Here is an 11,673-nt window from a genome sequence, read left to right on the forward strand (position 1 = left end):
GCGCGCAGTGCCAGTTCCTCGTCGGCCACCGCGGCCAGGCGCACCACGCCGTGCGCGCGTCCGGGTTCGCGCGTCGCGTCCGCCACGGCCAGCCACTCGCTGTCGCCGAGTCCGCTTCCCGGGGGCACCTCCACGGCCGTGCCCCCGGCCATGAGGTACACCGGCGTACCACCCGGTCGGCGGCGGGCGAGTCGTTCCGGATAGGCCAGCGCCACGACCGCGGCGGGGTCGTGCGGCCGTTCGGTGTCGCGGTGGGACGCGCCGCGATCGCGGGTGAGCGCGGTGAGCCGGGCGACTTCCCGTTGCCAGCGGCGGGCGGGGGGGTCCTTCGCCGGGGGCAGGGGGGGGAGTTCGGGGTCGAGATCGGTGGGTCGGCGGCGGGGGTGGAGCAGCGCCACGACCTCGGCCGCCGCGCGCGGACCCACCTCGTCGGCCCCGTCGAGCAGTGCTCGCGCGAGGCGGGGATGCAGCCCCACCGACGCCATCCGCCGTCCCCGCGCCGTGGGGAGGCCGTCGGGTGTCACCGCGCCCAACGTCGTCAGCAGCGTCCTGCCCGCCGTGAGGGCGCCCTCCGGTGGCGGGTCCCACCACGACAGGCCCGCACCGTCCGGTGTGGACCAGCAGGCGAGTTCGAGTGCGAGCCGCGACAGCTCGGCCGTGCGGATCTCGGGTTCCGGATAGGCGGGCAGGCTCGTGTGCTCGGCCTGCGACCAGCAGCGGTACGTAACACCCGGTGCCTCCCGTCCCGCCCGGCCGGCGCGTTGCTCCGCGACCGCACGCGAGACCCGCACGGTCGCCAGCCCGGGAAGCCCACGCCGGTGATCGATCCGCGGCACGCGGGCGAGACCGGAGTCCACCACCACCCGCACCCCGGGCACCGTCAGGCTCGATTCGGCCACGGCCGTCGACAGCACGACCCGGCGACGCGGCCCCGGCGTCAACGCCGCGTCCTGGCGTTGTGCGGGCAGCCGGCCGTGCAGGCTCACCACGTCGGCGTCGACACCGTCGAGCCGTTCGGCGACGCGGTCGATCTCGGCGACGCCCGGCAGGAACACCAGCACGTCGCCGTCGTGCTCCGCCAACGCGGCGTGGACGGTCCGGGCGACGCACGCCTCGATGCGTTCGCCGCGATCGGGTGGCCGGTGCACGATGTCGACGGGGTGCAGGGGTGCGTGCGCCGTGACGACGGGAGCGTCACCGAGGAGGTCGGCGAGCCGGTCGGAGGCCACGGTCGCCGACGTGGTGAGCAGCCGGAGGTCGTCGCGCAGTCCGGCGCGTGCGTCGAGCAGCAGCGCGAGCAGGAGGTCGGCGTCGAGGTGGCGTTCGTGGCATTCGTCGAGCACGACCACCGCGGTGTCGTGCAGCTCGGGGTCGTTCTGCAGGCGCCGCACTAGGAGCCCGGACGTCACCACCTCGACCCGGGTTCGGGCGGACACCTTGCGATCACCGCGGACGGAGTAGCCGACCGTCTCGCCGACGGGTTCACCCAGCAGTGCCGCCATGCGTGACGCGGCGGCGCGCGCGGCGAGCCTGCGCGGTTCGGCCACGACGACCCGGTGGGGTCCGGCCGGGCGGGCGCTGATCCGCCGCGCCAGGTCGAGCGGAACGAGCGTGGTCTTGCCGGTCCCGGGAGGCGCGACCAGGACGGCGCTGCCGTGCGCGTCGAGCGCGGCGGAGACGTCGTCCAGGACGGTGCGGACCGGGAGCCCGGGCAGCTCCACGGTGGTGAGGCCGGTCACGGGCCCTCGACCTCGGGCGGGTCGGCCACTTCGATGCCGGACGGTGCCAGGTGCCGTTCCAGCGAGGCCCGCCACGAACCAGAGTCGATCATCTTGCGGATCGCGGCGTTGACGGCCGCCTGCCCCTCGTGATCGCCCTTGGACAGGCCGACGCCGTAGCGTTCGGTGGACCACTGCCCACCGACGAGCCGCACGAGTTCGGGGTGCTGGGCGACGTACCCGGCGAGGATGGCGCCGTCGGTGGTCACGGCGTCCACCCGGTCGGCCAGCAGTGCGGTGACGCACTCGGACACCCGCGGGTACTCCGAGAGGCGCACGGCGTCGCCGAGCCGCTCCTTGACGTGCTGGGCGGAGGTCGACCCGGTGGACGTGCAGACGGTGCGGCCCCCCAGCGAGTCGGGGCCGGTGATGTCGGTGGACGTGCGGCGCACGAGCAGGTCCTGGCCCGTCTCGAAGTACGGACCCGCGAACGTCACCTCGTCGCTGCGTTCGTCGGTGATCGAGTACGCGGCCACCACGAGGTCGACCGCGCCTGTGGCGAGGGCCTCCTCGCGCTCCGCCGGGGTCGTCTCCCGCCAGGTGATGTCGTCCTCCGCGACCCCGAGTTCGGCGGCGACGAACCGCGCGACATCGGCGTCGAAACCGACGACGTCACCGTCGACGAGGCGTTCGGAGAGCCCCGGTTGGTCGAAGCGGACACCGATGGTCAACGATCCGGTGTCACTCGCCCGGGCGGTAATGGAGTCGACCGTGGCGTCGGAGGCCGAGCACGCCGTGAGCAGAATGCCCGCCGCAGCCACGTTGACCAGGCATCTGAGCCGTCGCATCACCGTCGCCCCTCACGATTCTCACAGGTGCGCTGGCTAGCCTAGAGGCTGTGCTTTCCTCCCGTGGACGGCTGCTACGAGGCATCGGACTGCTCGCCAGGCTCGGACTGGCCGCCGTCTGGTTGATTTCGGGGGCGATCAAGGTCGCCGATCCCGGCCAGACGTATCTGGCGGTGCAGGCATACGACGTGCTGCCGGAGCCGCTCGTGGGTGTGGTGGCCACCGCGATACCGCTGGCGGAGCTCGTGTTCGGGGCGCTGCTGCTGTTCGGCGCGGCCACCCGGCTCACGGCGCTGGCCTCGGCGGCGCTGCTCGTGGTGTTCATCGCCGGGGTGGCGCAGTCGTGGGCCCGCGGGCTCACGATCGACTGCGGCTGCTTCGGGGGCGGAGGCGAGGTGGAGCCGGGTGAGACGGCTTACCCGGAGGAGATCGCGAGGGACATCGGGTTCCTCGCGTTGGCCGTGTGGTTGTCGGTGCGACCCACCACACCGCTGTCGGTCGACGGCTGGTTGCGGCGTGGGCGCGACGCGTCCGACGCGGTGACCCAGCCGTCGGACGAGGAAGCCGCGCGGAAGAACGAATCGAGGAAGGACTCCAGTGGGCGGAGCGGAGCGGACGGCGAGGAAGCGGCGTCAACAGCAGTTGGCGGGCAAGACTGACGGCGGCAAGGTCGTCGCCGCCGCACGGCGTGGCGGTGGGGACGGCAAGCGGATCGCCGCGATCGTCGGCGTCGTCGTGGTGGTGCTCGCCGTCGTGATCGGCGGACTCGTGTGGACGAACGCCTCGAAGAACGCCACGGAGGGGCAGGCGATCGAGCCTGCGACCACGCAGGTCGATCTGCCCGAACGCAGGGACGGCGCCGTCGTGGTGCTCGGGGACGAGAACGCACCCGTGACCATCGACGTGTACGCCGACTTCCTCTGCCCGGTGTGCGCGAGCTTCGAGCACCAGTACGGCCCGCAGCTCAAGGACAAGGTGGCGTCGGGGCAGGTGCAGGTGCGCCAGCACATGCTGCCGATGCTGATGGAGAGGTCCGACCCGCCCGGTTACTCGCTCGACTCGGCCAACGCGGCTCTACTCGCGGCTGACGAGGGCAAGTTCGTCGAGTTCCACGACAGCCTGTTCGCGCAGCAGCCCGAGGAGGGCAAGCGCGGCTACGACAAGGACCAGCTCATCCAGCTCGGGCGCGACCTCGGCATCACGGGCGAGGCGTTCGCCGACGGAGTGCGCAGCGGCAAGTACGACGGGCTGCTCGAGCAGGAGATGCAGCGGGTGAGCAACGACACGAGCCTGCACCGCGACTTCGGGGGCGGCAACGTCGGTTTCGGCACGCCGACCGTCGTCGCGAACGGCAAGATCGTCGACCTCGGCGACACCGCGTGGCTCGACAAGGTGGCGCCCGCGTCCTGACCTCTCTGAACGATCTTCCCCCGCGTGCACTCCGGGTGTCCTAGTGTTCGACCCGGAGTGCACGCCGGGGGAACCGGCAGGGAGCCGCCCGCGTCGCACTCACGCGAAGGAGGGTGATGTGGACGGCACACCACACGCGGGTTTCCGGGTCGAGGACGGCGCCTACGACCATTACGCCCGCAGCATCGATCCCACGGCCGACGACGTCAGACAGGCCTCGGACCGGCATGTCGCGCCGAACGTCGAACTCGGTGGGGACGGTTTCTCGGTGATGGGCGCGGAGGCCGGGTTCTCCGGCGCGTACGTCGCCCGCATGCGCGGCATCCAGGAGCGGTTGAGCCGACTCGGCGGCAACTGGCAGGCGATGGGTGACGCGGCGCGCCGCACCAGTGCGAACTACGAGCTCGTCGAGGCGGAACAGCGGGACATCATCCAGCGACTGGGCAAGGAGCTGGGATGACCGAGACCGCGGAGGTGACGAGGGCGGCCCTGGACCTGCCCGACCAGTTCGCGCGCCGCATGCGCACCGACGACGCGGGGATCGACGCCGCCGTCGCGGGACAGGCGGCCCTGCGGACGTCGCTCGACGGAGTGCGCGGCACGGCCTCGCAGCAGCGCGTGCTGCTGGCTCAGCGATCCTCGGGCACGGCCACGGACAACGCCGTCGGCACCGCCCAGAGCCTCGAAGACGAGGTGCAGGCCCTGCTCGACGAGAGTGTCGAGATCGAGAACGCCGTGGCCGAGGCGGCGGAGGCACTCAAAGTGGGCCAGGTCGAGAACGACCGGGTCCGTGAGGAGATCATTCGCGAGATCAGCGCGACGATGACGGCGGTGGCGGCGGCGAAGCAGACTCCGCCCGTGCCGACCGGAGGCCAGGCCGCCGTGCGGCAGCTGATGGTCGCGCTGCAACGCACGATCGCCGAGCTCACCGGCGAGTCCGCCGACATCAGCGAGCGCACCCTGTCGACGTTGACCGGTATCGCGGGCGCGCTCGGCCGCGACAGCGGGGCCACGACCGCGAGCAGCGCGAGCACCGAGGTCGCGTCGTCGTTCAACGCGCAGGGCGCCGGTGGCGGCGGTGGTGGAGGAGGAGCCGGAGGCGGCGGAGGAGACGGGGGTGGTGGCGGTGCCGTCACCAAGCCTCGCCTTCCGGTGGCCATCCCTCCGCAACCGGGTACCGGGGTGAAGATCAATCTGCCGGGCGGGCAGACGGTGGAGGCGCCCAACGAGACGGCGGCGAAGGCCGTGCGCGCGGCGATCTCGCAGCTCGGTGTCCCCTACGTGTGGGGCGGCACGGCCCGCGGTGTGGGACTGGACTGCAGCGGGCTCACCATGACGTCGTACGGCGAGGCCGGTCTCGACATCCCCCGGCTGGCGCAGGAACAGACCGTGGGCGCGGAGGTGCCGTCGCAGGACCAGTTGCTGCCGGGCGACCTCGTGGTCTGGTCGGGCCACGTCGCGATGGTGGTCGGCGACGGGCTCATGATCGAGGCGGGCGACCCGGTGAGCATCAACCCGATCCGGACCACCAACGCGGGTCAGCAGTTCATCGGCTTCTACCGGCCGACGGGCTAGCCGTGGCGCCGGTGCGGACACGTCGGACGGATTCGGCGGAGAGGGGATGTGATGGAGCTGGACGCGGCGCGTGAGGCGGAACGGATCGGCGAGCAGGCGCGGCGGGCGTCCGAACGGGCGGCCGACGGGTTCGCCCGGATGGGCACCGTGAACGGCACGGCGGAGACGGGTGACGGTGCCGTCCGGGTGGTGGTCGCACCCGGAGGCCTGCTCACGGAGGTGCGGCTGACCCATGCCGCACTGCGGTCGGGCACCGACGCGCTCGCGCAGCAGATCGTGGCGCTGGCGCACACCGCGACCCGGCGGGCGGGCGACCGGATGTACCGGGTGCTCTCGCCCGTGCTCGGGCCCGCGGGCGACGCCACGCTGGCCTCGCTCGGTTACGAGCCGCTGCCCGAGGACGAGGACGACGAGGACGGCGGCTACTCCGTGCTGGGGAGAGGGTGACGACGTGACGATCGAGCACGTGCCGGTGGGCGGCGGCAGCACGAAGGACCTCATCGCGCAGGCACGCGCCCGCCAGGACGCCCTGGCATCGGTGGACGCGCTCATGGCCCAGGCCACGGGCACCGCGCACGACGTCGACGACACCATCGAGCTGACGGTGGACGCGCGCGGCAAGCTGCTGCGCCTGTGGCTCGCTCCGGCGGCGGCGAACTGGGGGCCGGACCGGCTGGGTTCCCTGCTGGTGGAGGTCGCGCAGGTGGCGATGAGGGAGGCCGTGCAGGCGAGCTACAACATGGTGGCGCTGCGGCTCGGCGAGGACATGACCTACCTCATCGAGCAGCTGTCCGGCATGCCCGCGCCCGCCCGCGATCCGCAGGCCGACACGGGCATCACCGTGGAGGAGTTCCAGAGGCGGCGTGAGGAGCGGCTCCGGGAGACCGAGCGGCGCACGAGCGGTGCCGCGTCTCGCAGCCGTGCCGGCGGCCCTGCCGACGACGCCGGCGAGGACGACGATCTCGACAGCTTCGACCCCGCCACACTGCGGTCGGACAGATAGGGACCCCCGGTGCTCGGTGCGCCGCGCAGCCTTGTATAGTCGTTGCATCAACAGAACACGGGGCTATGGCGCAGCTGGTAGCGCACCTCACTGGCAGTGAGGGGGTCAGGGGTTCGAGTCCCCTTAGCTCCACCCGAGAACGACGAACCCCGCCCGGAACGGCGGGGTTCTTTTTCGTGTCGGCACCTATTGTCGCGTCTGCCGCGCGGCGGCCAGCGTCAGCAGGACGCCCATGGCGAGCAGTGCCGTGGCGACGAGGGCGGTGGCGCTCATGCCACCGCCGACGGCTGCGCTGGCCTGCGACCCCAGGCTCGCGCCCACGAACAAGGTGAAGACGTACAGCGATGTCGCCGCGCCCGGTGCGCCACCGTGGTGGGCCATGATCGCCTCGACGGCACTGGGTGCCGCGGTCCCGATCGCGAGCACGAGCGCGAAGAGGACGAGGCCGTACCCGAGGAGAGTCTGGGCCGCGGGGATCGCGAGGACGGCGGTGAGGGCCGCGGCCACGGCGAGTGAGGTGGCGAGCCGGGTCGTCGGGGCCAGTCGTGCGAAGAGCGGCGCGACGAACGGGACCAGCACCATCGCGGGCAGGCTGCCGGCCCGCAACCACAGCAGGTCGTCGGGGTCGGCGAGGACACCGGAGAGTTCGACGGCGGTGTAGACGGCGACGAACGATCCCATGATCGTCAGCACGGCCGGCAGGAGGAGTGGGATCGGTCGCCGCCTCACCATCGCGAGCATGGCCGTCCACACAGGCGCGGCCGGGTGCTCCTGGGGTTCGTCGGGCAGCACGGTCCATGCGAGCAGTGCCGCCATGATCGCGAAGGCGATGCTGGACACGATGAACACCCGTCGCCAGCCGTCCTCGCCCAGCAGTGCCTGGGCACCCACCTGGCCGACGACGGAGGCCGCGAAGAACGAGCTCGTGAGCACGGTCAACGCCAGCGGTCGGTGCCGTGGGGTGATGCGGGTGCCGAGGTAGGTGAACGCGGCCGGCGCGAACGCGGCCGTGGTGAGCCCTTGCACGGCCCGTAGTGCGAGGCCGGTCTCGATGGTCGTGGCCAGCGGCACGAGGGCCGTGGTGACCACGGTGATCGACAGTCCGAGCACCATCACCCGGCGTGGGCCGTAGCGGTCGGTGGCCCAGCCCCACAGCAGGAATCCCGCCGAGTAGGCGAGCCCGAACACGGTCTGGGTCCAGGTGACGCTGTCGATGTCCGCCGTCCAGTCGTCGGCGAGCCGGTCGAACATCGGGATGACGACGTAGAACTGGCTGACCGCGAGGAGCGCGGCGAGGGAGGCCGCCACGAGGGTCGGCGCCGTTGGGGCGGAGGGGACGCCGACTCTGGACGACGTCGGCACGGTGGAGTCCGTCACGGTGACCTGACCTTCGACTCGAATCAATTCCAACCAGACAGTTGGAAGCCGGTGGTCGCGATGGTAGGGATCTCCGTGCTCAGTTGCAACCGAACAGTTGGAGTCGGGGTACGCTGACGTCATGGCGTGGAACACCGAGCGGACTCGGCAGGCATTGCTGGACGCGGCTGTGGAGGAGTTCTCGACCCGAGGTCTCGCCGGGGCGCGCGTCGACCGCATCGCCACCACGGCGGGGGTCAACAAGGAACGCATCTACCAGTACTTCGGTGGCAAGGAAGCGCTGTTCGACGCGGCGCTGCTCGCCGAGCTCGACCGGCTGGCCGACGCGGTGTCGCTCGACGCGACGGAGCCCGAGGCCCTCGCCGACTACACCGCCGAGGTGTTCGACTACTACCTCGACCGTCCGCACCTCGCGCGGCTGCTCTACTGGGAGGGCCTGGAGCGGGGCGACCGCGCCGTGCCGGGTGAGGCCGAGCGGCACCGCCGCTACCGCGACAAGGTTCGCGCCGTGTCCCGGGCGTTGGGTCGGGGTGGCGAGGGTGATCCCGACGACGTCGCGGACGCCGCTGCCCATCTGCTTCTCACGCTGATTGGCCTCGCGTCGAGCTGGCACGTGTTGCCGCAGCTCAACCGCATGATCCTCGACGACGTCGATCCGGTCGCACGTCGTGAGGCCGTCGTGGAACTGGTTCGGTCGATCGTGCCGGGTCTCAGCCGGGGCTGAGCGGCACACCTCCTGTAGTGACCAGTTTTGGTATTCTGGTCACTACAGGAGGTGTGGACATGCCGCGTCCGCGTGTGCCCGACCGACGAGGTCGCATTCTGAGTGCCGCTCGTGACCTCATGCTGGAGAAGGGCTGGCCCGCCACGACCGTCGCCGACATCGCCGCGCACGCCGGGATCGGCAAGGGCGCCGTGTACCTGGAGTTCCCGGACAAGGCGGCCATCCTGGCGGCGGTGCTGAACCGGAGCATGCGGCAGCTCACCGCCGACGTCCATCGCCGGGTGCGTGAGGCGCGGGAGCTCGTGGACCTGTCGGCCGTCTACCGGTTCGGCGTCGAGGCGCTGCTGGACGAGCCGGTGATGCGGGCGCTGTACCTGGGGGACACCGCGGTGCTGGGCGAGCACGTGGGGCAGGTGGTCGACCGCCGCTACGTGGAGCGCGCGGGCTGGCTCACCGACTACGTGCGCCGACTGCAGGACGCCGGGGTGCTCGACCCGGCCGTCCCCGGTGACGTGATCGTGCGCGTGCTCAGTGTCTTCACGCTGGGGCTCGTCCACGCTCCCGGGGTGCTCGGCGCGAGCGATCCCGAGGAGCTCACGGAGGCGGTCCGGCTGTTCGCCGACGTCGTGGGTCGCGGTTTGGCGACGGAATCCCGACCCGACGCCGAGGAGGCCCGCGCGGCGCAGGTCGAACTCCTCGACCGTCTCGACCACCAACTCGCACTGCTGGGGGACCCGTGACCGGAATCTTCGACACGCCCACCGACCTCACCGTGGCCGGCGGGCCCGTGCGCCTGTACCGGGGAGGCACTGTGGACGGCCCGCCGCTGCTTCTCCTGCACGGCGCGATGCTCGACACCGCCGCGGGCGTGTGGCGCCACGTCGCTCCGGCGTTGGAAGCCGACTATCACGTGCATCTCGTCGACCTGCCCCGGCACGGCGGGTCCCGGCCCTGGCACGGGACGCTGGACGACGTCTTCCTGCGCCGTTTCCTCGACGAGCTGCTCGACGCTCTCGGCCTGCCCCGCGTGGCGTTGCTCGGGTTGTCGATGGGTGGTGGACTCGCGGTCGGATACGCGCTCGACCACCCGGAACGGGTCAGCGCGCTCGTCGCCGTCGGTCCCGGTGGGATCGGTGCCCGGCGCCCGGCGCAGTTCCTCACCTGGCTGACGCTGCGCACGCCCGGCGTGCTGCGGCTGATCACCTGGTACCTGGCGCGATTCCCACGGTCGGTCCGGACGTCGATGCTCCACCACCTCGTGGCGGGCGCGAGCACCCCCGACGTCGACACCTTCGTCGAACTCGCCGTCGAGGAGGCCCGCGCCAAACACGAGCACGGGGAGCGGGCTCTGGACGACTGGCAGATCCACGCCTACGGGCCCTTCTCGATGCGGCTCGACCTGCTTCCCGAACTGCCCCGGTTGTCCGTGCCGACACTGTGGGTGCGCGGGGACCGTGACCCGCTGGTCGGGCACACCGAGCTGTCGGCCGCGGCCGCCGCGGCCCCGGGCTCGCGCCTCGTCACGATCCCGGACGCCGGGCACCTCGTCACCCACGACCGGCCCGCCGAGTTCGCGGAGCTGGCCCGCGACTTCCTCGCGTCCGCGCTCACGCCGCCCGGCGACGCCGCCGGGAGCTGAGCGAGAGCGACGTCGCGCACGCGGTGAGCGCTCGCCGCCGTCGTCGTGGTGTTCAGGCGTCGGTCAGGGTGGGCTGGTCCCGTTCGGCCTCCACGGCGTCCAGCGGGATCGGCTGGAACATCGGGGGCAGCTCCTCGGGCACCAGAGCCGTCGGTCCGTACAGCCAGTCGACGAACGAGTAGTCGTCGATCGCACGGTCGCGCAGGACGACGTTGCGCCGCAGCCGCGCGGTGCCGTCGAGGTGCCACAGTTCACCCCACGATCGGGCGGTGAGCACCACCCGGCGGCAGTGCTGGGTGCGCACCGCCTCGAACGCGCGCACGGCGGCATCCCAGTCCACCGTGTCCGTTGTGGACCGGCGTTGCCGCGTCACGTGCCGGGCGAGCACCCAGCCGTCCTCGATCGCCATGACCGCGCCCTGCGCGAGGTACTGCAGCGGCGGGTGGGCGGCGTCGCCCAGCAGCACCACCCGGCCGCGAACCCACCGGTCGATCGGGTCGCGGTCGAACATGCGCCATGACCGGTCGCGCCACATGAGCGGAATCCCGGCGCGCACGTCCTCGCAGGTGTCGTCGAACGCCTGATCCAGCTCGTCGGGGGTGCCCCAGTCCTCCTCGCCCGCGAGGGCCTTGGGCGACTCGAACACGGCGACCTGGTTCAGCATCTCGCCGCCGCGCAGGCCGTACTGCACGAAGTGGCAGCGTGGCCCGACGTGGACCGACACCTCGTCGAGGTTCACCTCGCGGGTGACGTCGGCGAGCGGGATCGCGCCGCGGTAGGCGACGTAGGCGGAGTTGACCAGGTCGTCGCCGGCCATCCACTGCCGGGCGACCGAGTGCAGGCCGTCGGCGGCGATGACCAGCTCCGCGTCCTCCACACGGCCGTCGGCGAGCGTCACCGACGCGCGGTCGTCCGCGGTGTCGTAGCCGGTGACGCGTTGGTGCGTGCGCAGGTCGACCCCGAGCTCCCGGCACGCCCGCAGCAACACGGCGTGCAGGTCGCTGCGGTGGATGACGAGGTAGGGGAAGCCGTAGCGCTCTTCGAGGTCCCGCAGGTCGAGCCGCGTGAGCTCGCTGCCGTCCACGGCGTCGCGCATGAGCATGGCCGACGGCAGCACCCCGAGGCTCTTCACCTCCTCCAGCAACCCGTACTCGTGCAGGATGCGGGTGCAGTTCGGGGCCACCTGCAGGCCCGCGCCGACCTCGCCGAACTCCGGTGCCTGCTCCAGGACCCTGACGCGAAGTCCCTCGCGGGCGAGCGCGTAGGCGGCGCTCAACCCACCGATGCCACCGCCGACGACGAGCACGTCGGGCGTCGCGTCGCCGTCCGCGACCGTGCTCGGCGCGGTGGGGCCGCTCGATTCAGTCATCGTCTCGTTC

The 11,673-nt window shown here is 72.0% G+C and carries 13 protein-coding genes and 1 tRNA gene; 10 read left to right on the forward strand and 4 right to left on the reverse strand.

The window, feature by feature from the left end:
- Together SACAZDRAFT_RS17405 and SACAZDRAFT_RS17410 are read right to left on the reverse strand one after the other, a co-directional pair.
- The coding region (locus tag SACAZDRAFT_RS17405) for a helicase-related protein (RefSeq protein ID WP_040928022.1) at nucleotides 1-1,721 on the reverse strand (1,721 nt) is incomplete at its 3' end.
- Between the two features lie 14 nt (nucleotides 1,722-1,735).
- Nucleotides 1,736-2,566, reverse strand: coding sequence for a glutamate ABC transporter substrate-binding protein (locus SACAZDRAFT_RS17410; protein WP_005443884.1), 831 nt, complete (start codon nucleotides 2,564-2,566; stop codon nucleotides 1,736-1,738).
- A 50-nt stretch (nucleotides 2,567-2,616) separates the two neighbouring features.
- Here SACAZDRAFT_RS17410 and SACAZDRAFT_RS17415 point away from each other — a divergent pair, with 50 nt between their 5' ends.
- From SACAZDRAFT_RS17415 to SACAZDRAFT_RS17445, 7 genes are all read left to right on the forward strand, one after another.
- Entirely contained in the window at nucleotides 2,617-3,225 is a 609-nt protein-coding gene (locus SACAZDRAFT_RS17415; RefSeq protein WP_005443885.1) for a DoxX family protein, read from the forward strand.
- On the forward strand, nucleotides 3,164-3,976 hold the full coding sequence (locus tag SACAZDRAFT_RS17420) for a DsbA family protein (RefSeq protein ID WP_005443886.1): 813 nt from the start codon (nucleotides 3,164-3,166) through the stop codon (nucleotides 3,974-3,976). The genes SACAZDRAFT_RS17415 and SACAZDRAFT_RS17420 overlap by 62 nt, the downstream gene beginning before the upstream one ends.
- Before the next feature lie 118 nt (nucleotides 3,977-4,094).
- On the forward strand, nucleotides 4,095-4,436 hold the full coding sequence (locus SACAZDRAFT_RS17425) for a hypothetical protein (protein WP_005443888.1): 342 nt from the start codon (nucleotides 4,095-4,097) through the stop codon (nucleotides 4,434-4,436).
- Nucleotides 4,433-5,551 carry a C40 family peptidase gene (locus tag SACAZDRAFT_RS17430; RefSeq protein WP_005443890.1) on the forward strand — a complete coding sequence of 373 codons (1,119 nt, stop codon included), beginning with the start codon at nucleotides 4,433-4,435 and terminating at the stop codon, nucleotides 5,549-5,551. Before SACAZDRAFT_RS17425 ends, SACAZDRAFT_RS17430 begins: the two co-directional genes overlap by 4 nt.
- A 51-nt stretch (nucleotides 5,552-5,602) precedes the next feature.
- Nucleotides 5,603-5,998: a YbaB/EbfC family nucleoid-associated protein gene (locus tag SACAZDRAFT_RS17435; protein WP_005443892.1), complete on the forward strand. Its 396-nt coding sequence runs from the start codon at nucleotides 5,603-5,605 to the stop codon at nucleotides 5,996-5,998.
- 4 nt (nucleotides 5,999-6,002) lie between these two features.
- Entirely contained in the window at nucleotides 6,003-6,554 is a 552-nt protein-coding gene (locus SACAZDRAFT_RS17440; protein ID WP_005443893.1) for a hypothetical protein, read from the forward strand.
- A 59-nt stretch (nucleotides 6,555-6,613) separates the two neighbouring features.
- Nucleotides 6,614-6,686, forward strand: a tRNA-Ala gene (locus SACAZDRAFT_RS17445).
- A gap of 54 nt (nucleotides 6,687-6,740) precedes the next feature.
- Here the strand turns inward: SACAZDRAFT_RS17445 and SACAZDRAFT_RS17450 are convergent.
- Nucleotides 6,741-7,931 (reverse strand): MFS transporter, encoded by a 1,191-nt coding sequence (locus SACAZDRAFT_RS17450; protein WP_005443894.1) that lies wholly within the window; start codon nucleotides 7,929-7,931, stop codon nucleotides 6,741-6,743.
- Between the two features lie 121 nt (nucleotides 7,932-8,052).
- Here SACAZDRAFT_RS17450 and SACAZDRAFT_RS17455 point away from each other — a divergent pair, with 121 nt between their 5' ends.
- The 3 genes from SACAZDRAFT_RS17455 to SACAZDRAFT_RS17465 are packed head-to-tail and all read left to right on the forward strand — an operon-like array spanning nucleotide 8,053 to nucleotide 10,294.
- Complete coding sequence (locus SACAZDRAFT_RS17455) at nucleotides 8,053-8,655, forward strand: TetR family transcriptional regulator (RefSeq protein ID WP_005443895.1); 603 nt, start codon at nucleotides 8,053-8,055, stop codon at nucleotides 8,653-8,655.
- A gap of 59 nt (nucleotides 8,656-8,714) precedes the next feature.
- The gene (locus tag SACAZDRAFT_RS17460) at nucleotides 8,715-9,395 is read left to right on the forward strand and encodes a TetR/AcrR family transcriptional regulator (protein WP_005443896.1); all 681 of its coding nucleotides are present in this window, start codon (nucleotides 8,715-8,717) and stop codon (nucleotides 9,393-9,395) included.
- Nucleotides 9,392-10,294: an alpha/beta fold hydrolase gene (locus SACAZDRAFT_RS17465; RefSeq protein WP_005443897.1), complete on the forward strand. Its 903-nt coding sequence runs from the start codon at nucleotides 9,392-9,394 to the stop codon at nucleotides 10,292-10,294. Before SACAZDRAFT_RS17460 ends, SACAZDRAFT_RS17465 begins: the two co-directional genes overlap by 4 nt.
- A gap of 52 nt (nucleotides 10,295-10,346) precedes the next feature.
- Here SACAZDRAFT_RS17465 and SACAZDRAFT_RS17470 read toward each other — a convergent pair whose 3' ends face one another.
- A complete protein-coding gene (locus SACAZDRAFT_RS17470; RefSeq protein WP_005443898.1) occupies nucleotides 10,347-11,663 on the reverse strand; it encodes an FAD-dependent oxidoreductase in 1,317 nt (438 codons plus the stop codon).
- Nucleotides 11,664-11,673 lie beyond the last annotated feature (10 nt).

The sequence above is a fragment of the Saccharomonospora azurea NA-128 genome, assembly GCF_000231055.2.
Classification (GTDB): domain Bacteria; phylum Actinomycetota; class Actinomycetes; order Mycobacteriales; family Pseudonocardiaceae; genus Saccharomonospora; species Saccharomonospora azurea.

What these genes read in the sequence shown, in the direction of transcription:
- SACAZDRAFT_RS17410 (WP_005443884.1), bottom strand. Translation starts at nt 2,566, where the DNA reads ATGCGACGGCTCAGATGCCTGGTCAACGTGGCTGCGGCGGGCATTCTG.
- SACAZDRAFT_RS17430 (WP_005443890.1), top strand. Translation starts at nt 4,433, where the DNA reads ATGACCGAGACCGCGGAGGTGACGAGGGCGGCCCTGGACCTGCCCGAC.
- SACAZDRAFT_RS17435 (WP_005443892.1), top strand. Translation starts at nt 5,603, where the DNA reads ATGGAGCTGGACGCGGCGCGTGAGGCGGAACGGATCGGCGAGCAGGCG.
- SACAZDRAFT_RS17455 (WP_005443895.1), top strand. Translation starts at nt 8,053, where the DNA reads ATGGCGTGGAACACCGAGCGGACTCGGCAGGCATTGCTGGACGCGGCT.
- SACAZDRAFT_RS17460 (WP_005443896.1), top strand. Translation starts at nt 8,715, where the DNA reads ATGCCGCGTCCGCGTGTGCCCGACCGACGAGGTCGCATTCTGAGTGCC.
- SACAZDRAFT_RS17470 (WP_005443898.1), bottom strand. Translation starts at nt 11,663, where the DNA reads ATGACTGAATCGAGCGGCCCCACCGCGCCGAGCACGGTCGCGGACGGC.